Origin of the sequence: Streptomyces griseiscabiei, from assembly GCF_020010925.1 — a bacterium.
In the GTDB taxonomy this organism is placed as follows: Bacteria; Actinomycetota; Actinomycetes; order Streptomycetales; family Streptomycetaceae; genus Streptomyces; species Streptomyces griseiscabiei.
This window is the reverse complement of the sequence record NZ_JAGJBZ010000002.1, coordinates 937,025-960,390: the sequence shown is the minus strand read 5'-3', so window position 1 is coordinate 960,390 and position 23,366 is coordinate 937,025. Positions and strand designations below refer to the sequence as shown.

The 23,366-nt window shown below is 71.9% G+C and carries 12 protein-coding genes; 9 read left to right on the top strand and 3 right to left on the bottom strand.

Annotation, left to right across the window (positions count from 1 at the left end; all coding sequences use genetic code 11):
* Positions 1 to 210: 210 nt before the first annotated feature.
* The 3 genes from J8M51_RS21655 to J8M51_RS21645 all read left to right on the top strand — a co-directional run bounded on the left by J8M51_RS21655 (position 211) and on the right by J8M51_RS21645 (position 14,465).
* The gene (locus J8M51_RS21655) at positions 211 to 10,788 is read left to right on the top strand and encodes a scabin-related ADP-ribosyltransferase (RefSeq protein WP_267299400.1); all 10,578 of its coding nucleotides are present in this window, start codon (positions 211 to 213) and stop codon (positions 10,786 to 10,788) included.
* Positions 10,785 to 13,460 carry a right-handed parallel beta-helix repeat-containing protein gene (locus J8M51_RS21650; RefSeq protein WP_086755682.1) on the top strand — a complete coding sequence of 892 codons (2,676 nt, stop codon included), beginning with the start codon at positions 10,785 to 10,787 and terminating at the stop codon, positions 13,458 to 13,460. Before J8M51_RS21655 ends, J8M51_RS21650 begins: the two co-directional genes overlap by 4 nt.
* Before the next feature lie 87 nt (positions 13,461 to 13,547).
* Positions 13,548 to 14,465: a hypothetical protein gene (locus J8M51_RS21645; protein WP_086755681.1), complete on the top strand. Its 918-nt coding sequence runs from the start codon at positions 13,548 to 13,550 to the stop codon at positions 14,463 to 14,465.
* Positions 14,466 to 14,502: 37 nt separating this feature from the next.
* On the opposite strand, the gene J8M51_RS21640 is transcribed toward J8M51_RS21645, so the two are convergent.
* On the bottom strand, positions 14,503 to 14,898 hold the full coding sequence (locus J8M51_RS21640) for a pyrophosphohydrolase domain-containing protein (RefSeq protein ID WP_086755680.1): 396 nt from the start codon (positions 14,896 to 14,898) through the stop codon (positions 14,503 to 14,505).
* 211 nt (positions 14,899 to 15,109) lie between these two features.
* Between J8M51_RS21640 and J8M51_RS21635 the strand changes: the two genes are divergently transcribed.
* Both J8M51_RS21635 and J8M51_RS21630 read left to right on the top strand, forming a co-directional pair.
* A complete protein-coding gene (locus J8M51_RS21635; protein WP_267299399.1) occupies positions 15,110 to 16,267 on the top strand; it encodes a peptidoglycan recognition protein family protein in 1,158 nt (385 codons plus the stop codon).
* Positions 16,268 to 16,353: 86 nt separating this feature from the next.
* A complete protein-coding gene (locus tag J8M51_RS21630; protein WP_086759156.1) occupies positions 16,354 to 17,352 on the top strand; it encodes a TAXI family TRAP transporter solute-binding subunit in 999 nt (332 codons plus the stop codon).
* A 38-nt stretch (positions 17,353 to 17,390) separates the two neighbouring features.
* Here the strand turns inward: J8M51_RS21630 and J8M51_RS21625 are convergent, their stop codons facing one another.
* Both J8M51_RS21625 and J8M51_RS21620 read right to left on the bottom strand, forming a co-directional pair.
* Positions 17,391 to 18,803 (bottom strand): HAMP domain-containing sensor histidine kinase, encoded by a 1,413-nt coding sequence (locus J8M51_RS21625; RefSeq protein WP_086759158.1) that lies wholly within the window; start codon positions 18,801 to 18,803, stop codon positions 17,391 to 17,393.
* A gap of 10 nt (positions 18,804 to 18,813) precedes the next feature.
* Positions 18,814 to 19,500 carry a response regulator transcription factor gene (locus J8M51_RS21620; protein ID WP_216590837.1) on the bottom strand — a complete coding sequence of 229 codons (687 nt, stop codon included), beginning with the start codon at positions 19,498 to 19,500 and terminating at the stop codon, positions 18,814 to 18,816.
* A 332-nt stretch (positions 19,501 to 19,832) separates the two neighbouring features.
* Here J8M51_RS21620 and J8M51_RS21615 point away from each other — a divergent pair, with 332 nt between their 5' ends.
* From J8M51_RS21615 to J8M51_RS21600, 4 genes are all read left to right on the top strand, one after another.
* Positions 19,833 to 20,609: an amino acid ABC transporter ATP-binding protein gene (locus tag J8M51_RS21615; RefSeq protein WP_086756243.1), complete on the top strand. Its 777-nt coding sequence runs from the start codon at positions 19,833 to 19,835 to the stop codon at positions 20,607 to 20,609.
* 81 nt (positions 20,610 to 20,690) lie between these two features.
* Positions 20,691 to 21,545: a glutamate ABC transporter substrate-binding protein gene (locus J8M51_RS21610; protein WP_179203124.1), complete on the top strand. Its 855-nt coding sequence runs from the start codon at positions 20,691 to 20,693 to the stop codon at positions 21,543 to 21,545.
* A 120-nt stretch (positions 21,546 to 21,665) separates the two neighbouring features.
* On the top strand, positions 21,666 to 22,343 hold the full coding sequence (locus J8M51_RS21605) for an amino acid ABC transporter permease (protein WP_086756240.1): 678 nt from the start codon (positions 21,666 to 21,668) through the stop codon (positions 22,341 to 22,343).
* Positions 22,340 to 23,275 carry an amino acid ABC transporter permease gene (locus tag J8M51_RS21600; protein ID WP_086756238.1) on the top strand — a complete coding sequence of 312 codons (936 nt, stop codon included), beginning with the start codon at positions 22,340 to 22,342 and terminating at the stop codon, positions 23,273 to 23,275. The genes J8M51_RS21605 and J8M51_RS21600 overlap by 4 nt, the downstream gene beginning before the upstream one ends.
* Positions 23,276 to 23,366 lie beyond the last annotated feature (91 nt).

Genomic DNA, 23,366 nt, shown 5'->3' with positions numbered 1-23,366 from the left:
GATCGGTGAGGCGAGCCGGTCGGTGAGGGGAACCGGTCGGTGCCGAACCGCCCTGTAGACGAGGACTCGGGTCCGGATGGTTCAAAGAAATTTCGTCCGCACCGCGCTGACCGGCCAGAACTGTGGCGTGCGCCACTTTCTTGAACTCCTGGGCCGCCTCGCTACGTCTGCTTTCGGTACCCCAAGTCCCGGACCCGACTGGAGGACTCCTTGGCCACCTCCGACGAGTGGAGCAGAGTCGGCTTCACCGGCAATCCGGTGACGGGGAATCCGGGTGTCCTGGAGGGCGTCACCAAGGAGCTGCGCGACCTCAGCGATCTCTCGGGGCGGGTCAGCAACGGCCTCGACACCCTGCTGGCCAAGGCGGAGGACGGCGGCTTCGAGGGACGGACCGCGGACGCGCTGCGCAACTACGTCAAGGACGAGCTGAAGACGTTCATGGCGAACGTCAACCGCTCGTTCGACATGGCGGCCGACGCCACCGCACGCTACGCGCGCGCCCTCGGCGACTCCCAGGACCGGGCCGAGAACGCCGCGGACACCGTCGCCGCGCTGGAACGGGTCGGCGGTACGCCGCTCGCCGGGAACGACCCGGAGATGACCCGCGCCCGGGGCGAGGTGGACGCCGAGATCGACGCCGTCCAGGCCGAGGCGAAGATCCTGGAGGACACCCTGCGCGAGGCGGCCCGGCTGGTGTCGCGGCCGGTGAAGAAGCCGAAGAAGAGCTTCTGGAAACGGTTCGTGTCGACGTTCTTCAAGGTGCTGGAGATCGTCGCGCTGGTCATCACCCTCGTCGCGGCCGTGATCGGCGGCCCGCTCGGACTCGTGGCCTTCGGCCTCGGCGCGGTGCTCTTCGCCAAGGCCCTCGTCGACTACGCCACGGGCAACGGCAACGCCCTCAGCCTGGGCCTCGCCTTCCTCGGCATCCTGTTCCCGTCGACGAAGGGGCTCACCACGCTCGGCGGGCTGGCCCGGATGGCATCGTCCGGCGCGAAGGCCCTCGGCGGTGCGCTGTCCGCGAGCGGGCGGCTGCTGTTCCGGGGCGGCAGGATGCTGTTCTCCTCCCCCGGCCGACTGCTGTCGCTGGCCGGACAGGGCCTCGTACGGTTCGGCGGCGGGCTCGGCAGCCGGGCCGCGAGCGGGTTCATGGCACTGCCCCGGGTCCTGTCGAAGACACCGGCGATGCTGGGGTCGGCCCTGCGGTTCATGGGCGGCTTCGCCCGGAGCACCTGGCGGCAGGGCTGGTCCGCGCTGGCCCGTGACTTCGTCGAGTCGACCGCGTTCGTCGGCGGCGGCACGGCCGGCCGGCTCGGTGTCTTCGGCGTCATGAGCCTGGGCCGGCTGACGATGACGGCCCTGCTGCCCATGCGGTACTCCGAGATCGCCCGGTTCGGCTACCGGGGCGCCGCCCGTATGGGGTTCATCGAGCGCGGTCTGCACTTCACCCCGCGCGCCCTGCGACCGCTCGGCCGAACGGGCTCCCTGGCCGCGGACCTCACCCATCTGACGGGCCGCAACCTCGACCGGGGCGGCGGCCTGCGCCCGGTGACCGGCACGGACACCGACCGGCTCGCCGTGCCCGGCACCCCCGAGTTCACCACCACGCTCGACGAGCTGGCCGACATCCACGTGACACCGGTGGCCACCCCGCGCACCCCCGCCTTCAGCTCCCTGACCGGCCCCGGCACCCCCCGTATGCCCTCCGGCCTCGACGAACTGGGCCTCCGGCTGAGCACTCTGGACACCCTGGACACGGTGGGTCTGCCGGTCGGCACGGTCCCCGGTGGACAGCCGCTCCGGGTGCTGGACCCCCTGACGGGCCGGGTGGCCGACGATCTGACATCGCTCCGGCCGCGCACCACGCTCGGCCTGTTCGACCAGGTGGACGAGTTCGGCGCCCCCCTCGCCCCCGCCTCCCCCACCACCCTGCTGCCGCAGCGCACCACGCTCGACCAGCTGCGGGACCTCGACGAGCTGACGGGCGTGGAGCGCACCGCGACCGGACTGCTCAAGCCCCTCGACGACCTGTCCGGGCCGGCGGGGCTGAGCCTCGACGGCAGGCTCGGCGGGCTGACCGAGTTCCAGGTGGGCAGGATCCTGGACGGCGAGATCGACCTCGTGAACGTCACCCCGGACGGGGTCGTCCTGCGCGTCGGGACGACCGATCCGGTCGACGTCCGGGTGCGGTTGAAGGACGGGGTGACCGTCGAGGCCATCGGCCCGGCCGACCCCCGCGTCCCGGCCTGGAACTCGGGCACCGGCACCGACCGCCTCGGCGAACTGGGCATCAGGCTCGACGACCTCACCCGGCTGATCCCCGACACCGCCGACGGCTCCCGGGGCGCACGCGAACTGCTCGGCCTCGGGCCGGTCCGTACGGACCCGACCACCCCGGTCGGCGGAAGCACCACGTTCGCCCCGCTGACCCTGCGGGACATCGTCACCGGCGGTGCCACCGGCAGGCTCGCCACGGAACGCTTCCAGGCCTGGCTGCGCACCCAGACCACCCAGGTCCAGCTGGACACCGCCGGACGCGGGCTCGGCGAACTCGACGCGCTGACCGACGTATCGCCGCTGAGCCGCGCCAAGGCCGAGCTGGATCTGAGCGCCGCTCGGCTCGACTTCGACCGGTCCAGGATCGCGTTCGACCGGCTGGGGATGAACCTGGACACCGTCCGCCGGGACATCACGGTGATGATGGCCCGCGTCGACGGTCCCGGAGCCGCACTGCCCACCGGTGAGCTCCGGCTGCTGGACGGCGTCGGTCGGCCCACCGGGCAGTGGATCACGATGGAGCCCGGGCCGGCCGTCACCTGGGTGCTCAGGTCGGACGCCGGGGTCGTGCCGGACGTACAGGTGCGGATGGTCGACGGCGTGTTCACCGTCACGAGCCCCGAGGGCGTCGTCACCCGGTTCGGCGCCGACGGCAGGCCGGCGGTCCTCGGCGACCCGGGATCGGTCACGCTCCCCCGGCTGCCGGGAACCGGGCTGCTGGACGAGGTGGCCCTGCCGTCGCCGCAGCGGCTGGACCGGCTGGCGTTCGCCGCCGACCGCTCGGTCGACATCCAGGCCATCACCCCGGCGCCGGTCTGGCGGACGACCGACGAGACGCTGTGGCGGATCGGCGGCACACGGCCCCTCGACCAGATCTTCAGCGAGGGGTTCACCGTCCGCGACCCCCTGGAGACGAGCCTCGACGTCATGGTCAGGACCGGCCAGCCGTCGGCGTTCCTGAGCACCACCACCGACCGGAATCTGATCTGGGACGGCGTCTTCAAGTTCGAGATCGAGGCCTCCGGCGGTATCGACGTGGGCCGGACCTTCGAACGCTCCCTGGGCACGGACGCCTGGCGGGCGTCGGGCTGGGCCTCGGAGAACGAGATCGCCTTCCCCGGCGGTATCGCCTCGGAGTTCATCCGTGGCGCGTACCGGATGGACGCCCAGCACAACCTCCTCGAATGGATCCCCAACCCCAACTTCGGGGGCGGCAACCCCTTCCCCGAACTGGCGTTGGCCCCGAGGGGCGCCGGGGAGGGCGCCTCGGGCCTCAGCGCGCTGGACTTCCAGGGGCTGTCCCTCGACGACCAGCTGCGGCTGCTGGACCAGCTCGATCTGGGCGGGCCCCGGGCTCTCGACGACCTCGGCTCCCTCGACGGGGCCGGCGGCCTGGACGCGATCGGCAGCCCGCTGGGCTCGGCCGGCGGCCGACTGGACTCGGTCGGCAGCCAACTAGACTCGTTCGGCAGCCAGTTGGACTCGTTCGGCAGCCAGTTGGACGACCTCGGCTACCTGTCGGACGACTTCACCTTCGACCGCTTCGACGCGCCCGCGCCCCGGACCGACACCGTGGTGGTGGACCCGGCGGACTTCGCGGGCACCACCGGCTTCCGGACGGAGTGGCAGCGCGCCCCGCTGGAGGGCGGCGGGTTCACCTTCACCGACCAGGTCGGGGACGTCCGGCTCGTGTTCGGCGCCGACGAGGTCCGGCAGTTCACCGACATCCGGCTGCCGGGCGGTGACGGCTTCGTCCGCTTCGACGCCGAGGCGGGGCCCGGGTCCCTGCCCCGGGTGGTCGGTCCGGACGGGACACCCCTGCCCGGCGGTGCGACGATCGAGCCGGTCCGGGGTGCGCTGGGCGTGGTCACGGGTGTGCGGGTGGAGTCGCTCGACGGTGCCTGGATCGGCCGCTTCGACCTGGACGGGACACGGCTGTCCGAACAGCTGACCTTGTCCGGCCCGGTCGGCGGCCCGCTGACCGGGTCCCGGCTGACCACGACGTTCACCTCGCTGCCGGGCGGCGGCCAGTCGGCGACGTTCCGGCTCACCGTGCCGGGCTCGGCCGGCGGCACCTTCGACGTCGTACGACTGGACGGGGACCTGGCCCAGCGGCTGCCGGGCGGCTTCGCGGTGACCGACACGGCGACGGGCGGACGGTTCGTGTTCGACCGGGGCGGCCGGTTCGTGGACCTCCCGGCGGACGGCTCGCCCCCGATACGGCTGGACGTGTCCGGCTCGGCGACACCGGACTCGGCGGTGTCCCTGCCCTCGGACCTCGACGGTCTCGGTGACGCGAACGGCCTGAACGGCTTGAACGACCTGAACGACCTGAGCCGGCTCGGCGACGCGGGCGGCGCCGGTGAGCTGGGACGCCTCGGTGACCTGGACGGGGCCGGCGACCTCGGCCGCCTGGGCGACCCCGGCGATCTCACCCGCCTCGGTGACATAGGGAACCTCGTTCGCCTGGACGAGCTGGGTGACGTAGGCGCACTGAACCGGCTCACGCTCCCCGACCTGCCGCGCGCGGACCCGACGCCGCAACCCACGACGTTCAACGCCCGGTTCACGTCGACCGGGGGCGAGGGCGTCCCGACCCCGCCGAACCCCTCCCGGTTCGACGGCGTCACCCTGTCCGGCGCGGACGAGCTGACGAACCTGCGGTTGCGGGTCACGGAGTTCCCGGCGACCGATCTCGCGCCGGCGTCGTTCCGGATCGACGTGCTGGACTTCGGTGCCCCGGGCGGCCCGGTTCGGCTGGAGAACGTGCACGTCGCCCTCCGCGACGGCGGCGGGCTGAGCATCACGGGTCCGCAGGGCGGTGTGCTCTGGCAGTTCGACGCCCTGGGGCGTCTGGAGCACCGGGAACTGCCGCTGACCGGCACCGATCTGGCGCTGCGCTTCACCGACGACGCCCTGAACCCGATGCCGGGGGTGGTCGGCCCGGACGGGGTGCCGGTCCAGGGGGCGACGCTCACGCCGGTCCGGGCGGCCGACGGAACGCTGACCGAGCTGACCGTGCGGGTGCCGGTGGCGGATCCGGGCGGGCCCACCGCGGTGTGGCGGTTCGAACCCGGCGGCACCCTGCGCGGGCAGGAGCTGCCGCTCACGCTGCCGGGCCTCGACGGTCCGGCGGGCCTGGGCGTCAAGGTGACGATCACCCCGGGCACGGGTTCCACCACGACGAGGGTCCTCGAACTGACCGGGCCTGCGAACCTCACCGGTTCCTTCCGGCTCGGCCCGATGGACGGCTCGCTCGCCGGGCGGCTGCCGAACGGCTTCACGGTCACCGACACCGTCACCGGCTCCCGCTTCCACTTCGACGCCGGCGGACGGCTCACGATCCGGGACGTGCCCGCCCGGGACGGCTCCGGCTTCCTCCGCTTCACCGAGGACGCCGCGCCCGGCACCCCGCCGGTCCGGCTCGACGACCTGGGCAGCCCCGGCGACTTCGGCGGTGACCTGGGCGATGTGGCACGGATCTTCGAGCGCACCCTCGACGAGGCGGGCGGCCTGCGCGGCCTCGGCCCGCTCGACCGCCCCGGCCCGCTCGACGGCCTCGACCGCCTTCCGGGCCCGGACGCGCCGGGCAGCGCCCCGCTCCGGGCACCGGACGGATTCAGCCCGGAGGAGCGCGCGCTCATCGACGACCTCTGGAAGGACGTGCCCCAGGACGCCCGCCCCCTGTCCGCCGACGAACTGAACCGCGTCATGGACCCGGACTCACCCCGCACCGACCCGCTCCCGGAACGCGGCGACCTGTCGGACACCGACCTGGACGCGCTGCAGGCCCGCCTCGACGCCCTCCGGCAGATGGACGAGGGGCTCGCCGACGGCGTCCGGGGCACGGGCGACCCGATCCGTGTGCCGCTGTCCGGGGTGGACGACCTGGCGGAGTTCGACCTGCGCGTGACCCGCCTCCCCGCGACCGACGAGGCACCGCGGGGCTCGTACCGTCTCGACCAGGCGGACCGCACCCCCGACCACGTCCCCGACGGGACCGGAACCGGCACGGTGCGTGCCGCGGACTTCACGATCGAACTGCTGGACGACAGCGGCAGGTTCGCCATCGTCGACCCGGCCGGCACGACCCGGTTCACCTTCGGGCCGGACGGCGGTTTCCTCGGGCGGGAGACCGTCCTCGCCCTGGACGGGCTGCCGGAGGGCATCCGGGTCACGGTGACCGTCGTTCCCGGGCCGCAGGGTGCGGGGCGGATCGACGTCGATCTGCTGGTGCCCACCGGCGCCGCCGGTTCCGTCCGGTTCACCCCGACGACCGGTCCGCTCGCCGAGCGCCTGCCCAGCGGTTTCACGCTCACCGACACCCTCACCGGCTCGCGCTTCCACTTCGACCACACCGGCCGTCTCGCGCTGCGCGACCTGCCGGACCCGGACGGCTCCGGCTTCCTGCGCTTCACCGAGGGCGCCGACACGGCACCGGTCCGGCTCGACGAGCTGGGCGACACCGGCGGCACGACCGGTCCCGGCCACACCCTGGACGACTCCGACCTCGCCCACATGTTCGACCGGACGCTCGACGAGGCCGGCGGTCCGCGTACGGCACCGGAGGGCGCCCCGGCGGACATGTCCGGCATCACCGGTGCCATGGACTTCCTGCACGCGACGCCCGACTCCGCCGCCCTCCAGGGCCTGGACCTGCCCGGCGTCCAGCGGCTCGCCGACGAGGCGGCCGTGTCGCTGGACGGGCTCGGTCTGCGCCCGGGACTGCTCGGCGACCAGCTGCGGGAGCTGACCGCCCAGGCCCGCCTGGTCCTGCGGCGCCAGTCGGCCGCCGCGCTCGGCGACTATCTGGACCTGCCGCTCGCGACCCGCCTCGACGACCTCCAGGCCGTCCCCCCGGCGGGCCGCGTCCTCGGCGACTTCACCGTCACACCGACCCCGCACGGCGGCCCCGGCGGCAGCCGCTACACCGTGCACCACACCCCCTCCGACCTCACGCTGGGCTTCGACGCGAACCGCGGACCGACCTACCAGGAGGTGTTCCTGCGCGGCGGCCCGGCCGACCTGGACGGGCTGAGGCTCGGCGTCACCGGCCGCTCGGCGGAGGGCGGGCCGTGGACCCCCACCGCGGTCGACTTCGCCGGCACCCGCCCGGCCGACGACCTCTTCACGGCCGCCCCGAGCACCCACGCGCACGGCGGCCTCACCCTCACCGACACGGCCGGCACCACCCACTGGCACTACGGCCCCGAGGGCGTGCACACCTTCCAGGACGTCCAGCTGCCCGGCGACCGGGGCATGTTCCGCTTCGACGCCGGCTCCCCCGGCGGTGTGCCCCAGGTGCTGGACCGGGCGGGCCGTGAACTGCCCGGCTTCCGCGCCGAGTCGCTCGGCGACGGCCGGATCGCCCTGGTCCCCACCGCGAAGGGCGCCCACCCCCTGGAGCGCACGGTGTTCGACCCGGCGGGCCGGCTGCTGGAGGAGACGGTCGCCGTCCGGGTCAAGGGCGGCAAGGCCGACGGCCGGCTCTGGAAGATCGACCACGCGACGGGCAGGGCCGTACGGCTCGACTCCTCCGGCACCCCGCTCACCGGCCGCTTCGACACGGCCACGCTGGAGAGGTCCGCCACCGGCGAGATCAAGCTGATCGGCGAGGGCAAGGTGACCCTGTTCGAGCGCGAGGTGCTCGGCGACGGCCATGTCCTCCACCTCGACCTGGACCGGACCGGCCGGGCCCGCTGGACCGAGTTCGACGAGGCCGGGAACAAGCTGCGGGCCGGGGAGCGGATCTTCGACGGTGACCGCAGAACCTTCCACGACACACTGCCGTACCGCTGGGCCCCGATGGACGTCCTCGACGTGCGGACGTACACCAAGACCCTCGACGGGGGTCTGATCCGGGCGGAGAAGAACGCGAAGGGCGACTGGGTCTGGACCCGTTTCGACAAGAACGGCACCGAGGTGCTGCACGGCACCCGTGACTGGTCCTGGACCCGGATCGGCTACAAGGACACCTATCCCGACCCGGCCACCGGGCAGCGGGCCGTGGCCCAGCGGCGGGGCGACGTCTGGCCGCTGGACGGCTACCACGGCTCCCGCCAGTATCTGGAGCACCCGGTGCTGTCCGGCCCCGCGCCCGGCGGGATGCGGGCGAACCCCCTGGTGCACACGGCCGTCGGCCCGAACAACAAGCCGATCGACTTCATCGACGAGCTGACCGAGGAGATGACCCAGCTCGCCGACGGCGGCACCCTGCACGTCGCCCGGATCTCCGACCAGCGGCTCCCGGCGGCGGCCTGGTACCCGCGCGCGGGCCACGGCCGGTTCGACGGCTTCTTCCGCAACTTCGTCACCGGCGACTCCATGTTCCAGGTGTCCAAGTGGACGGAGACCGCGGCCGACGGCACCACGCTGAAGGGCGTCCGGCTGGCCGCGCACGGCGGCCGGGGCTGGCAGGACATCGACCAGTTCGGCCGGATCGTCCGGGAGACCCGCACCCTGGAGAACGGCAACGTCATCGAGGTGGGCCGCAGCGCCGCCGACCCCAAGCAGTGGGGCACGGCCCCGAAGTGGAACGGCACGGCGGACGCCTACGAACTGCCGTGGCTGGACACCAAGAGCGGTACGACCGGCACCCGGCACATCTCCGCCGACGGCGGTTTCGTGGACGTGTTCAAGGACGCGGACGGCAACGAACTGCTGTCGCTGCGCTCGCAGGGCACCGGGGTCCGCGAGTACCTGGGCGAGAACCCGGCGCGCGGCATCGGCGCCGACGACGTCTCCGGGGTCTGGGTGGACAAGAACACCCAGCTGCAGATCACCGGCCGCCGCGACCACTGGGGCGACCTGTACGTCGAGGCGCACGGCAACCCCCGCAAGGACCACTGGACCTGGAAGGCCACCGGCCCGGACGGCGAGGTGAGCGAGGGCGTCCGTATCCAGAACCGCGGCTCGCTGGTGCGGACCCGGACCTGGGACGACTCGTTCACCGACTTCGAGAAGCTGCCGAACGGGCGCCGGGGCGACGCGATCCGGGAGCGCAACGCCACCGGCGACGGCTCCGTCTGGGTCGACGCCACCCGGGGGCCGGACGGCACCTGGTCCTGGCAGCGGACCGGCGCCGACGGCACGGTCACCTCGAAGGGCGTCCGCACCTACCAGGACCTCGCCCAGGGGCGCTGGAGCGACCACATCGGCACCGACGTCGTACGGTTCCGCGACGGCGGCCGGGTCCGCGAGTACGCGTACACGGTGAACGACGGCGTCGTCCCGGCGCCCGTGGACCCCGGCCCGGTCACCCTCTCCGATCTGCTCTCGCGGTCCGCACGGCACTTCGAACCGGATGTCTCGGCCACCGTGGACCGGGAGGTCTGGCAGGAGTTCGACATGGGCAAGGTGCTCCACCGCCGTGACCCGGTGGACGGGGTCGAGGGCCGGTACCGGGAGTCGGAGTCGCTGTGGAACCAGTGGCGCGAGTACCAGGACGGCCGGCTGGTGGCCCAGCGCACCATCACCGGACGGGTCTGGGTCACCGACGCCTTCGGCCGCTGGTCCAACCTCGACATCGCCAAACTGCCCGAGATCAGCAGCTTCCCCAAGGTCGGCGGGGACGTGGGCCTCGACGGGCACCGCAGCTGGCGGCTCGTCGGACGCGAGACGGACTTCCGCGGCTACACGGCCGAACTGCGCGGTTTCAACCGTGAGTTCCGCGACGTGTTCCACGAGATCTGGACCGGTGTCGAGGACGGCGCCTCGGCCGCCATGCCGATGTGGCGGCACCAGGTGCGCAAGGCCGTCACGGACTTCACCATGGGCTATCTGATCGAGTTCGGCACCAGCCTCGCCGTCTCCGCGATCACCGCCGACCTCGGCAACACACCGTTCGATCCGACCGTCGCCCTGCAGCGGGCCGCCCTCAACGGCGCCATCGGCGGCGGCATCCGCGTCGGCGTCAACGTCGCCTACGACACCACCCGCCTCGGCTACCTCAAGTACGGCCTGACCAACCTGGACCAGGGCCAGGACTGGCACCGCCACCCGCTCGCCTCCAGCGACGACTGGGACGGCGAGTGGACCGTGTTCGAGAACCCCACCCGCTGGCGCTCCGGCTCCTACGACTTCTTCAACGGCCTGGGCGTCGGTGTCCTCACAGGATTCGTCAACAACGCCGTCAACGCGGCCGTGTTCGGGGTGAACGGGCAGAAGCGCACCGGCCTCGACGCCCTGGAGGCCGGTGCCTGGGGCGCCGCCGGCTCGGCGTTCTCGGGCATCACCAGCGGGCTCCTGCGCTACACCTGGCACGCCACCGCCGGCTCGCGGATCTTCCACCGCGGCGGCCCCGGCGAGCTGATCTGGCAGGCCGCCGAGGCCCTCGGCGCGGGCACCCTCAACTACGGGCTCAACAACCGGGACACGGCCAACATCCAGCCGTCCCGCGCCTTCCCGCCCGCGAGCAGCACCCCCACCGCGCCGGCTGCCCCGTCAGCCCCCGCGTCCCCGCAGCCGCTGACCCTCGATCCGGCCGCCCTCCCCGACGGAACGGAGCTCCTGTGACCCCCACCGCCACCGTGCACCGGGTCGCCCCCAAGGGCCGCGGCACGCACCGCACCATCGCCTCCGCCGTACGCGCCGCCCGCGACGGCGACGAGATCCGCATCGCCCCCGGCGCGTACGTCGAACAGCTGCTCCTGGACCGGGCGGTGCACCTGCTGCCCGACGGCCCCGCGCACTCCGTACGGCTGCTGGCCGCGTCCCCCGGCCGCCCCGTGCTGGAGGCCGCCGCCCCGGGCGTACGGGTCGAGGGTCTCGTCCTGACCGGCCAGGACCCGGCGCTGCCCGCCGTGCTGGCGGCCGCCGGCGCGCTGGAGCTGGACGGCTGCGAGATCTCCGGCGGCCGGGTGGAGGCGGGCGGCGACGCCTCGCTCACACTGACCGACTGCCGGGTGTCGGGCACCGAGCTGGCCGCCGTGCACCTCAACACCACCGGCCCGGCCCTGCTGACCCGGGTCGTCGTCGAGGACGTCGAGGGCACCGGCGTCGTCGTCGGCGCCCGAGCCGTCGCCGAGGCGGCCGAACTGACCGTACGGCGGGTCACCGGCTCCGGCGTCCGGGTCCGGGGCGCCGCCCGCGCGCTGCTGCGCGAGTGCCGGATCTCCGGGCCGGGCCGCAGCGGTCTGCTGGTGGAGGACGAGGCGACCGTCACCGCGCTGGACTGCCGGGTGACGGAGACGGCCGCCGAGGGCGTGCGGGTGCTGGGCAGTTCGCCGCGCCCCGAGAACCCCGGCGGGGAAGGCGACGGCGGTGTCCTGCTCACCCGCTGCGAGATCCTGCGCACCGGCACGGACGGGGTCGCCGTCTCCGGCACGGGGGACGTCCTGCTGCGCGACTGCCGGCTGCGGGACGGCTCGGGGCCGGGGGTGAGCGCGGACGGCGAGAGCCGGGTGGAGCTGGTGGACTGCCAGGTCGACCGGGCGCACGGCTCGGGTCTGGTGGCCCGGGGCACGGCCCGGCTGACCGCCGAGGGCACCTCGGTGACCGGCAGCCGGGCGAACGGCCTGCTGGCGGGCGACCGTTCCGAAGTCCGGGTGGCCTCCGGCGACCTCACGGACTGCTCGTTCAGCGCGGTGCACGCCTGCGACGACTCCCGGGTGACCCTCACCGCGTGCCGGATCGCCTCGACGGCCGAGCACGGGATCCGGGCCACCGACCGCGCCGGGCTCACCGTCGAGGGCGGGCGGGTCACGGACTGCGGGCTGTCCGGGGTACGGATCGACAGCGCGGCCGAGGCCCGGATGCGCGGCCTGTCCGTGGTGCGCGGCCGGGCCGGGATCACCACCGAGTCGACCGGGACGGTGGTCCTGGAGGAGTGCGACGTCACCGACGCCGAGCGGGCCGGGATCTCCTGCGGCACGGGGACGACCCCGGTGCTGCGGGACTGCCGGATCAGCGGTTCCGGCACGGCCGGCCTGGTGATCGGCGAGCGCGCCGCGCCCAGTGTCGAGGGCTGCACGGTGCGGGACGCGGCCGGTTCCGGTCTGGTGGTGGGCCCGGGCGCCGAACCCCGGGTCAGGTCCGTCACGGTGGCCCGGACCGGCAAGAACAGCCTGTTCGTCGGCGAGAAGGCCCGCGGCACCTTCGAGGACTGTGTCTTCGCCGGGGCGGGCAGCGAGGGCGCGGCCTTCCCGGCGCTGCACGTGTCGGCGGGCGGCGCCCCCGTGCTGCGCGGCTGTCTGGTCCGGGACACCGAGGAGGACGTGGCGCTGGAGAAGGGCGCCCGCCCGGTGTTCGACGACTGCCTCTCCCGGGACGTGCAGAACCCCTCCCTGCCGACCGGCGCGGACCAGTCCCTCGCGGCGGCCGGAAGCCCGGGCGCGGACCCGGCCTCGACCGCGCGGGAGACCGAGGCGCCGCCCGAGGACACGATCGAGGACCTGCTCGCCGAACTCGACGGCCTGGCCGGTCTGGACCGCGTCAAGCAGGACGTCTCGTCCCTGGTGAAGCTGATGCGGATGGTCCGCCGCCGCGAGGAGATGGGCCTCGCCCCGCCCCCGCTCAGCCGCCACCTCGTCTTCACCGGCAACCCCGGCACCGGCAAGACGACCGTGGCCCGGCTCTACGGCCGCATCCTGGCCGCCGTGGGACTGCTGGAGCGCGGCCATCTCGTCGAGGCCGACCGCTCGGCCCTGGTCGGCGAGTACGTCGGCCACACCGGCCCGAAGACCTCCCGGGTCTTCCAGCAGGCCCGGGGCGGTGTGCTGTTCATCGACGAGGCCTACTCCCTCACCCAGTACACCGGTTCGAACGACTTCGGCCAGGAGGCCATCGCCACCCTGCTGAAGCTGATGGAGGACCACCGCGACGACGTGGTGGTGATCGTCGCCGGCTATCTCAAGGAGATGGAGGTCTTCGTCCGCTCCAACCCCGGCCTCGCCTCCCGCTTCAACCGCACCCTGCTCTTCGAGGACTACGGCAGCGCGGAACTGGTCAGCATCGTCGAGCACCAGGCCGCCCAGCACCAGTACGAACTCGCCCCGGATGCCCGGCAGTCGCTCACCGCCCGCTTCGACGCGATGCCCCGGGACCGGGGCTTCGGCAACGGCCGGACGGCCCGCCAGCTGTTCCAGGCCATGACGGAACGCCAGGCCTACCGGATCGCCGAGCTGCCGGACGCCACGGAGTCCGACGTGATGACGCTCAGGCCGGAGGACATCCCGCAGAGCCTCTGAGCCACCCGTCGCGACCCCCGTACCGCAGCCCAGCCCAGCGCATCCCAGCACCGCCCCGCCCACGGACAACCTGCTAAGGACCGCCCCATGCCGCACACACCCACCCCCGGCGACCGCAGGGACGGCGAGTTCGCCGACCTCTTCGCCCGGAAGACCCGCACCCCGCTCCGCGGCTTCCTGCCCGGCCGCCGGGTGTGGAACGCGGTCGGCGGGTCCGCCGCCGCGGTCCTGGTGATCGCCGGGTCCGCCACGGCCGTGGCCGCCATCGACTGGGACAGCGGCTCCGCCGGGAAGGTGACCACGGCGGCCGAGGAGCCCACCCGCCAGGAGTCCTCCCAGGGCGACGCCGACCGGGCGTCCGCCGCCCCGTCGCCGCGGGAACGGACGAAGGGCGGCGACGACCCGGACGTCGTCTACGTCCCCGTCTCGGGCGGCGCGGGCGCCGGGACCTCGGGGGACACCCCGGGCGCCGAGACGAAGTCCGACGCCGACGGCACCACGGGCGACACCTCCGGGTCGACGGGCTCGTCCGGTACCACCGGCGCGTCCGGTTCGTCCGGCTCATCGGGCTCGACGGGCACCGGTGAGCAGAAGACCACCACCAAGAACACCGAGTCCGAGCCGGCGGCCGGCTATCTGTGGGCCGACGGAAGCGTGGAAGCCGACTCCAACGCCTTCTGGGACCAGAGCACGATCACCGTCAGGTCGACCAAGCCGATCGCCTCGCTCAAGGTGGTCGTCCGCGTCATCCAGACCGGCGGCGTGTCCAGCACCGGCACCTGGACCTCCCTGGGGGACAGGATCGCGGTGGGCCAGAACTCCACCAGCGACCAACTGGGCTACGTCTTCACCCTGAAGTCCGGAGTCACCCTCGCCGCCGGCACCTATGTCTTCAAGGTGCAGTACGACCACGCCGAGGGCGGACGTGACGCGGGCCGCGACCTCTACACCGTCACCGCCGTCGCCGGCGACTCGGAGGACAAGTTCCTCTCCGGCCGCTTCTGAGCACCCGAGGTCCCGAGCGTCGGTGCGGCCGGGCCGCTCAGCCGGCCCAGCCCTGCTCGCGCAGCACCGCCGACACATCGGGCGCCCGGTAGTGGTCCCCCTTGAGCACCTTGCCGTCGTCCCGGCGGGCGACCCGCCCGTCGGGACCCAGCTTCGTCATGTTGGAACGGTGGATCTCGGCGATCACCGCGTCGAGGTCGATGCCGTGCACGAGGGCGGTGCCGTACGCGACGTACACGACGTCGGCGAGTTCGTGGGCCAGCCGGTCGAGCGGCCCGTCGACCGCCACCTCGGCGACCTCGGCGGCCTCCTCGGCCAGCAGCTCACCCCGGTGGGCGGCCAGTTGGGGCGAGACCTCGGTGGGCGCGGTACGGGCGTCGAGGCCGAAGGCCCGATGGAACTCGCGGACCAGGCGAGCGGGAGAAGTACTCATCGGACGACCCTACCGACCCACCCAAGTCCCCGTACGTGACCGACCTTTGACTCCATGCCAGTAAAGGGGGGCGCTGCCGGAAGCGGTGACTCCACTCCGTACTCTTCCTTGTGACTTCAAGCACCACCCCTTGAGCACCAGCGCTGTCAAGCATCAACGCTTTCCAGCATCAACGCCTTCACGTACCACCCAGAACGATTGAGGACCCATCGTGAGCGTTCCCCCCACCTCCCCCGCCTCCCCCACCCACCGCGTCAAGTCCCGGATGACCCGCCGTACCGTGATCGGCGCGGCCGGCGCGGTCGCGGCCGGTGCCGTGATCACCCCGACCGTGATGGCCACCACCGGCGACTCCGGCGCCGCGGACGCCACGGACTCCGGCACCGCGGACACCAAGGCCGGTACGACGACCGAGACCTTCCCGAAGACCCGCAGCGAGGCCGCCACCGGCGAGGCTCCCGTCGAGGCGGCCTTCCCCATCGGCTACATCGGCGTCCGCTGGGGCGGCACCGACGAGACCACCGGCGGCGGCATCCGGCTGACGGACGCCGACGGCGCCCGGGGCGACTGGAAGTCCCTCGGCGACGGCGGCTGCTCGGTGGCCAACGGCGGCGGTGCGCTGATCGCGGCCGGCGGGGCCGCCGGGTACGAGCTGAAGGCGCCCGAGGGCGCCACCGGACTGCGCTCACTGGCCGTCGACTGCGCGCACGGGCCGGACCGTAAAGTGCGGGTGCCGAGCGACCCGACCCGGGTCCGGGGCGTCCAGTTCCTCACTCGGGCCGCCTGGGGCGCCGACGAGTCGCTGCGCTTCAAGCCGGATGGCTCGGAGAACTCGCCGACCGCGTTCTACCCGTTCCAGACGATCACCGTGCACCACACGGCCATGGCCAACGACGACCCGGACCCGGCCGCCACGGTCCGCGCGATCTACCAGCTGCACGCCGTCACCAACGACTGGGGCGACATCGGCTACCACTTCCTCATCGACGAGGCGGGCCGTATCTACGAGGGCCGCTACTCCGGTGACGACGGTCTGCCCGCGCACGACGCCGACGGCAAGGTGGTGACCGCCTTCCACGTCGGCGGATTCAACTCCGGCAACCTCGGCATCGCGCTGCTGGGCACCTTCACCGAGCAGGGTCCGAAGGAGGCCGCCCGCACCGCGCTGACCCGCCTGGTGAAGGTCCTGGTCCGCCAGCACGGTGTCGACCCGCAGGCCCGCGTCACCTACACGAACCCGGTCAACGGCACCAAGAAGGAGGTCGCCGAGATCAGCGGCCACCGTGACTGGATGGCGACGGAGTGCCCGGGCGAGGTCATGTACGGAGAGCTGGAGCGTCTGCGCACGGCGGTGGCCACCGGCCGCTGACCACAGGGCGTCAGCGAGGTCACGAGCTCGCACCGGATGGGTCCGGCCCTGGCCGCCCGTCCGGTGACCTGGCAGGATCTCGTCGCATGGTCCAGGTACTCCCCCGCATCGGCAAGCGGCACGTGCTGCTGGGCTCGGTGGCCTCGCTGGTGGTCCTCGGGCTGCTCGCGTGGTGGCTGTGGCCGCGCGAGGAGCCACCGAGCGGAACGATCAGGTTCATGACCGGGGCCGACCGGGGTGTCTACCAGCAGTACGGCAACCAGCTGCGGACCGCGATCGTCGAGGACATGCCGGGCCTGAAGGTCGCCCTGCAGGACAGCAACGGCTCCCAGACCAACGTCCGCGCGGTGGCCACCGGAGAGGCCGACGTCGCCATCGCCGCGGCCGACGCCGTGCAGACGTACATCGAGGAGGGCCGTCCCGGCGCCGAGAAGCTGCGGGGCGTGGCGCGGCTGTACGACGACTACGTACAGCTGGTCGTGCCCGCCGACTCGACCATCCGGAACGTCTCCGAGCTGAAGGGGAAACGGGTCGCCGTCGGCCCCGAGGGCTCCGGCGTGCGGCTGATCGCCGAACGTCTGCTGGCGGCCGACGGACTGGACATCGACAAGGACATAGACGCGCGGCCGGACACCATCGCGACAAGTCCCGATGCGCTGCGCACCGGCAAGATCGACGCCTTCTTCTGGTCGGGCGGGCTCCCCACGAGAGGGCTGACCAACCTCGCGGAGAAGCAGGGGTACGACTTCGGCTTCGTTCCGATCAGCGGCGATCTGGTGACGAACCTGCACGACCAGGGCGGTGTCTTCAGTCACTACCGGACGTCCGTGATGCCCGTCGACGCCTACCCGACCATCCTCACGGACGCCGTGCCGACCCTCACCGTGGCCAATCTGCTCATCACCCGTGAGGACGTGAACCCCCGGCTCGTCGAGTGGCTGACCCGCGTCGTCCTGAAGAGCCGGGACAAGATCGGCGAGGACGTCCACGCGGCCCAGGTGGTGGATCTGCGCACCGCGATCTACACGGACCCGCTGCCGCTGCACAAGGGCGCGGCGGCGTACTACCTGTCCGTGAAGCCGTAGCCGGCGGGGCGGGGCGCGGCCCTCCGGGAGGGCTGCCGTCAGCTCGGCGGACGCGAGCGCGGCACCGTCACCGTCACCCGCAGCCCGTGCGGCTCGTGGTGGGCGTACGCGATGGAGCCGCCGCCCGCCGCGATCAGCGCCCGGGAGATGGAGAGCCCGAGGCCCGAGCCCTTGATGTTCTGGTGTGCGGTGCTGCGCCAGAAGCGGTCGCCGACGCGTTCCAGCTCCTCGTCGCTGAGGCCGGGCCCGCCGTCGGTGACGACGACCGTGGAGGCCTCGCCGTTGGAGGCGACGCGGACCTCGACGGTCTCGCCTGCGGGCGTGAACTTCAGCGCGTTGTCGATCACCGCGTCCAGGGCGCTGGACAGGGCGATGGGATCGGCCCAGGCGGTGGTGGCCGGGCAGGTGCCGGCCAGTGTCACGCCCTTGTCGTCGGCCAGCGGCGACCAGGACGCGACGCGCTCGGCGGTCAGCTCGCCCACGTCGATCAGCCGCAGATCGGAGTCCGCGTGCTCGGCGAGCGCCAGGTCGAGCAGATCGTCGAGGACCGAGGCGAGCCGCTTGCCCTCGGTGCGGACGGAGGCGATCTCCTCGTTGGCCTCGGGCAGTTCGAGCGCGAGCAGATCGATCCGCAGCAGCAACGCGGCCAGCGGGTTGCGGAGTTGGTGGGAGGCGTCCGCGACGAAGGCGCGCTGCTGCTCCAGCACGTCCTCGACGTTGTCGGCCATCTCGTTGAACGACCGTGCCAAACGCCGTAGTTCGGGCGGCCCGCTGGCCACCGCGACCCGTGACTTGAGGCGTCCGGAGGCGATGGCGTGGGTGGTGACGTCGAGGACGCGGACGGGCTTGAGGACCCAGCCGGTCAGCCGCAGCGCGGCGCCCACGGCGAGCAGCATCGCGGCGGACTCGCCCGCGGCGATGATCAGCCAGCCGCGCAGGATCTTGGAGCGCATCTGGTCGGTGGGCGAGTCCGTGACGACGGCGGCGACGACGTCACCGTCGTGGATGACGGGCGACGCGACGACGAGCCGGCCCTCCTGCCACGGCCACACCTGCTTCGGGTCGTGCGGGCGGCGCCCCAGCAGCGCCTCCTCGAAGGCGGCGAGCCCCTCCCCCTCGGTGGGCCGGCCCCAGTCGTGCGGAGCGTTGGCCATGGCGGGCTGGCTCTTCTCCCGGTAGAAGACGCCGGCCTTGATGCCGTACACCTTGTAGTACTGCTCCAGCTCCCGCTGCAGGGTCTCGCCGCGGCCGTCCGTCGTGTCCACCCGGGAGCCGCTCGGCCGCGCGGTGACGAACTGGGCCAGGGACGCGAAGCGCGCCGTGTCGTCGATGCGGTCGACGACCACCTCCTGTTGCCGCGCCGCCGCGAGGCTCACCGCCAGCGGGATGCCGAGGGCCAGCAGCACGGCGGCCATCAGGACGATGAGCAGCGGAAGAAGACGAGTGCGCACGCGAGGCACGCTACGGCGTCGGGGCGACCAGCCGGTAGCCGACCCCGCGCACCGTCTCGATCAGGGCGGGCATCCGCAGCTTGGACCGCAGCGAGGCGACATGCACTTCCAGGGTGCGGCCGGTCCCTTCCCAACTGGTCCGCCACACCTCACTGATGATCTGTTCCCGGCGGAAGACCACCCCGGGCCGCTGGGCCAGCAGCGCGAGCAGATCGAACTCCTTGCGCGTCAGCTGGACGACGGCGCCGTCCACGCTGACCTGGCGCGTGGGCAGCTCGATCAGCACGGACCCGAGGCGCAGCCCGCTGTCACCGGAGGCCGCGGCCTCGTCGGGCGCCCGGCGCCGGGCGACGGCGTGGATACGGGCGAGCAGCTCACCGGTGTCGTACGGCTTGACCACGTAGTCGTCGGCGCCGAGGTTCAGGCCGTGGATGCGGGAGCGTACGTCGGACCGGGCCGTCACCATGATCACCGGTGTGCTGGTGCGCTTGCGGATCTTGCCGCAGACCTCGTAGCCGTCCTGGTCGGGCAGACCGAGGTCGAGCAGGACCACCCCGAAGCCGTTGCCCTCGGGGACGAGCGCCTGGAGCGCCTCCTCGCCGCTGCGGGCGTGCGTGACGTCGAAGCCGTGCCGGGCCAGGACCGCGGACAGGGCGGCGGCGACATGGTTGTCGTCCTCGACGAGGAGCAGCCTCATTCCGGCCCCTTCCGGTTCGCTGGTCGCGCTTTGACGAGTGGCGTGTTTCGGTCATCTGTACGCCTCGGCTGGCACACATTACGCGGATTCGCATCTCGGGACGCGCGCGTCGGCCTCTTCGCAGTCACACTGATGAGTGAGGACGCCGTCAAGGCCGTACGAGTTCCCAACGGGTTCCGTTATCCAGCCGAAACGCCCCGGCCGGGCCCGTCACGTGCAGTGTCCGTCCGGCTACCAGATCGTTATGCTCAATTCTCGCTCAGATGTAATGACGCTGGTCGTCGCCGGTCACTACTGTCCTCCGAAACCGAGGAGGACGGAGCCACAAAGCGATGACCGAAGTTTCGGTGGTCAAGGACGCGGTGCCCGCGGCCGACGACCTGGTCGTCCTGAAGAGCGTCAACAAGCACTTCGGCGCGTTGCACGTACTCCAGGACATCGATCTGACGATCACCAGGGGCGAGGTCGTCGTGGTGATCGGACCCTCCGGGTCCGGTAAGTCCACCCTGTGCCGCACCATCAACCGGCTGGAGTCGATCGACTCCGGCGACATCACGATCGACGGCAAGCCGCTGCCCGCGGAGGGCAAGGCGCTCGCACGGCTGCGGGCGGACGTCGGCATGGTGTTCCAGTCGTTCAATCTCTTCGCGCACAAGACCGTGCTCGAGAACGTGATGCTGGGGCAGCTCAAGGTCCGTAAGGCCGACAAGAAGCAGGCCGAGGAGAAGGCCCGGAACCTGCTCGACCGGGTCGGCGTCGGCACCCAGGCGGACAAGTACCCGGCGCAGCTCTCCGGCGGTCAGCAGCAGCGTGTCGCGATCGCACGGGCGCTGGCCATGGACCCCAAGGTCATGCTCTTCGACGAGCCGACCTCGGCGCTCGACCCCGAGATGATCAACGAGGTCCTGGAGGTCATGCAGCAGCTCGCCCGGGACGGCATGACCATGGTCGTGGTCACCCACGAGATGGGCTTCGCCCGGTCCGCCGCCAATCGGGTGGTCTTCATGGCGGACGGCCGGATCGTCGAAGAGGCTGTGCCGGACCAGTTCTTCAGCAACCCCCGCAGCGACCGGGCCAAGGACTTCCTGTCGAAGATCCTGCACCACTGACGGCCCTGCCGACGCCCGCGCGGCGTCCGGCACCCGCACCATGACGGTCCGCATCTCTTCACCAGTCAAAGGATGTTCACCATGAAGCTCCGCAAGGTCTCCGCCGCAGCGGCCACCGCCCTCGTCCTCGCCCTCACCGCCACCGCCTGTGGCGGCGACGACAGCGGCAACGAGAGCTCGGGCTCCGGTTCCGGTTCCGGTGGCGGCGACAAGATCAAGATCGGTATCAAGTACGACCAGCCAGGCCTCGGCCTGAAGAACCCCGACGGTTCCTTCTCCGGTTTCGACGTCGATGTGGCGACGTACGTGGCCAAGGAGCTCGGCTACGAGCCCGACCAGATCGAGTTCGTCGAGACCAAGAGCGCCGACCGTGAGAACGCGCTGTCCCGCGGCGACGTCAAGTTCATCGCGGCCACCTACTCGATCAACGACGAGCGTCTGGAGAAGGTCGACTTCGCCGGCCCGTACCTGCTGGCCCACCAGGACCTGCTGGTGAAGGCCGACTCGGACATCAGCAAGGGCACGGACCTCAACGGCAAGATCCTCTGCTCGGTGACCGGTTCCACCTCGGCCGAGAACGTCAAGAAGGACATCGCTCCGGACGCGCAGCTGAAGGAGTACGGCGGCTACTCGGAGTGCATCGCCGGTCTGCAGAGCGGTGCCGTGGACGCGGTCACCACCGACGACTCGATCCTCGCGGGCTTCGCCGCCCAGGAGAACTACAAGGGCCAGTTCAAGCTCGCCGGCCTGAAGCTCAGCAACGAGAACTACGGCATCGGCGTCAAGAAGGGCGACTCCGCGACCGTGGACAAGATCAACACGGCGCTGGAGAAGATGGTCAGCGACGGCGCCTGGGAGACCGCGGTCAAGGAGAACTTCGGCCCGGCCAACTACAAGAACGAGCCCGCCCCGAAGATCGGCGACATCGTCAAGTAAGCGGGTACCCGCACCCAGCGCGGTTCTCGTAGTCGCGCCGCCGCCCGCCGCAGAGCGCGGTAGAGGCGGCGGCGCGGTGCGCCTGCCTCGTACGCCACACACCCGGAAGCGCGGGAGACAGTGTTCGACTTCCTTTCAAACTACAACGACCCAAGCTTCTTGGGTGCGTTCTGGATGACGGTCAAGCTCACCGTCTTCTCAGCCATCGGCTCCCTGATCTGGGGGACCCTGCTGGCCGCCATGCGGGTCAGCCCCGTACCCCTGATGCGCGGCTTCGGCACCATCTACGTGAACGTCGTGCGGAACATCCCACTGACCGTCATCATCGTCTTCACCTCGCTCGGCCTCGCCGACATCTTCCGGGTGACGATGGGCGCGGGCGGCGACGTCAAGCTCCAGGCCTTCCGGCTCGCCATTCTCGGCTTCGTGGCCTACACCGCCGCGTTCGTCTGCGAGGCACTGCGCTCCGGCATCAACACCGTGCCCGTGGGCCAGGCCGAGGCGGCACGTGCCATCGGACTGAGCTTCACCCAGGTCCTCGGCCTCATCGTGCTGCCGCAGGCCTTCCGCGCCGTCATCGGCCCGCTGGCCAACGTCCTGATCGCGCTCACGAAGAACACGACCGTGGCCGCCGCGATCGGTGTGGCTGAAGCCGCCTACCTGATGAAGGGCATGATCGAGAAGGAGGCGCAGACGCTGCTCATCGGCGCGATCTTCGCCTTCGGGTTCGTGGTACTGACCCTGCCCACCGGCCTGATCCTCGGCTGGCTGAGCAAGCGACTGGCGGTGAAGCGATGAGTTCCGTCCTCTACGACGCCCCCGGCCCTCGGGCCAAACGGCGCAACGTGATCCTCACGGTGGTCTTCGTCATCCTGATGGCGCTGCTCGCATGGTGGCTCTGGCAGGCGCTGGACAGCAAGAACCAGCTGGAGTGGAAGCTCTGGAAGCCGTTCTTCACCTCCGAGGCGTGGACCACGTATCTGCTGCCGGGCCTCGCGAACACGCTCAAGGCCATGGCGTTCTCGATCGTGATCGCGCTTCCCCTCGGTGCGCTCTTCGGCATCGCGCGCCTCTCCGACCACCGATGGGTGCGCATCCCGGCCGGTGCGGTGGTCGAGTTCTTCCGGGCCATCCCCGTCCTGCTGCTGATGCTGTTCGCCAACGAGGTCTTCGCCCGCTCGACGGACGTCACCACCGAGGATCGGCAGCTCTACGCGGTCGTCACCGGCCTGGTGCTGTACAACGCCTCGGTCCTCGCCGAGGTCGTACGGGCCGGCATCCTCGCCCTCCCCAAGGGTCAGACGGAGGCCGCCCAGGCGATCGGTCTGCGCAAGGGCCAGACGATGGGCAGCATCCTGCTGCCGCAGGCCGTCACCGTGATGCTGCCGGCCATCGTCAGCCAGCTCGTGGTCATCGTGAAGGACACCGCGCTCGGTGGCGTGATGATCGGCTTCACCGAACTGCTCAGCGGGCGAGCGACGTTGGCCGCGGTCTACGCCAACGTCATCCAGAGCTTCGTCGTGGTGGCGATCATCTACATCGTCCTGAACTTCATCATCACGAGCTTCGCGAGCTGGCTGGAGCAGCGGCTGCGGCGGGGCAAGAAGTCGACGGGCGCCGTGCTCGGCCCGGCGGCAGTCGAGGGCACCGCGGCAACCGGCGCGGGAGGCGCCTTCGGTGGCATCGGCATCGGGGACGCGGGCGGAGGCGGCGGGGGCTCCGGAAACTGACGGATGATCAGGTGACATCCGCCCAGGATGTCCCCCGTTTCGCTCCCCGGAGGGCAGTGGCATGATCGCCACTGCCCTCCGTCACTTGACG

Coding starts and splice junctions, on each gene's coding strand:
- J8M51_RS21645 (WP_086755681.1), top strand. CDS start 13,548: ATGCCGCACACACCCACCCCCGGCGACCGCAGGGACGGCGAGTTCGCC.
- J8M51_RS21640 (WP_086755680.1), bottom strand. CDS start 14,898: ATGAGTACTTCTCCCGCTCGCCTGGTCCGCGAGTTCCATCGGGCCTTC.
- J8M51_RS21630 (WP_086759156.1), top strand. CDS start 16,354: ATGGTCCAGGTACTCCCCCGCATCGGCAAGCGGCACGTGCTGCTGGGC.
- J8M51_RS21620 (WP_216590837.1), bottom strand. CDS start 19,500: ATGAGGCTGCTCCTCGTCGAGGACGACAACCATGTCGCCGCCGCCCTG.
- J8M51_RS21615 (WP_086756243.1), top strand. CDS start 19,833: ATGACCGAAGTTTCGGTGGTCAAGGACGCGGTGCCCGCGGCCGACGAC.
- J8M51_RS21610 (WP_179203124.1), top strand. CDS start 20,691: ATGAAGCTCCGCAAGGTCTCCGCCGCAGCGGCCACCGCCCTCGTCCTC.
- J8M51_RS21600 (WP_086756238.1), top strand. CDS start 22,340: ATGAGTTCCGTCCTCTACGACGCCCCCGGCCCTCGGGCCAAACGGCGC.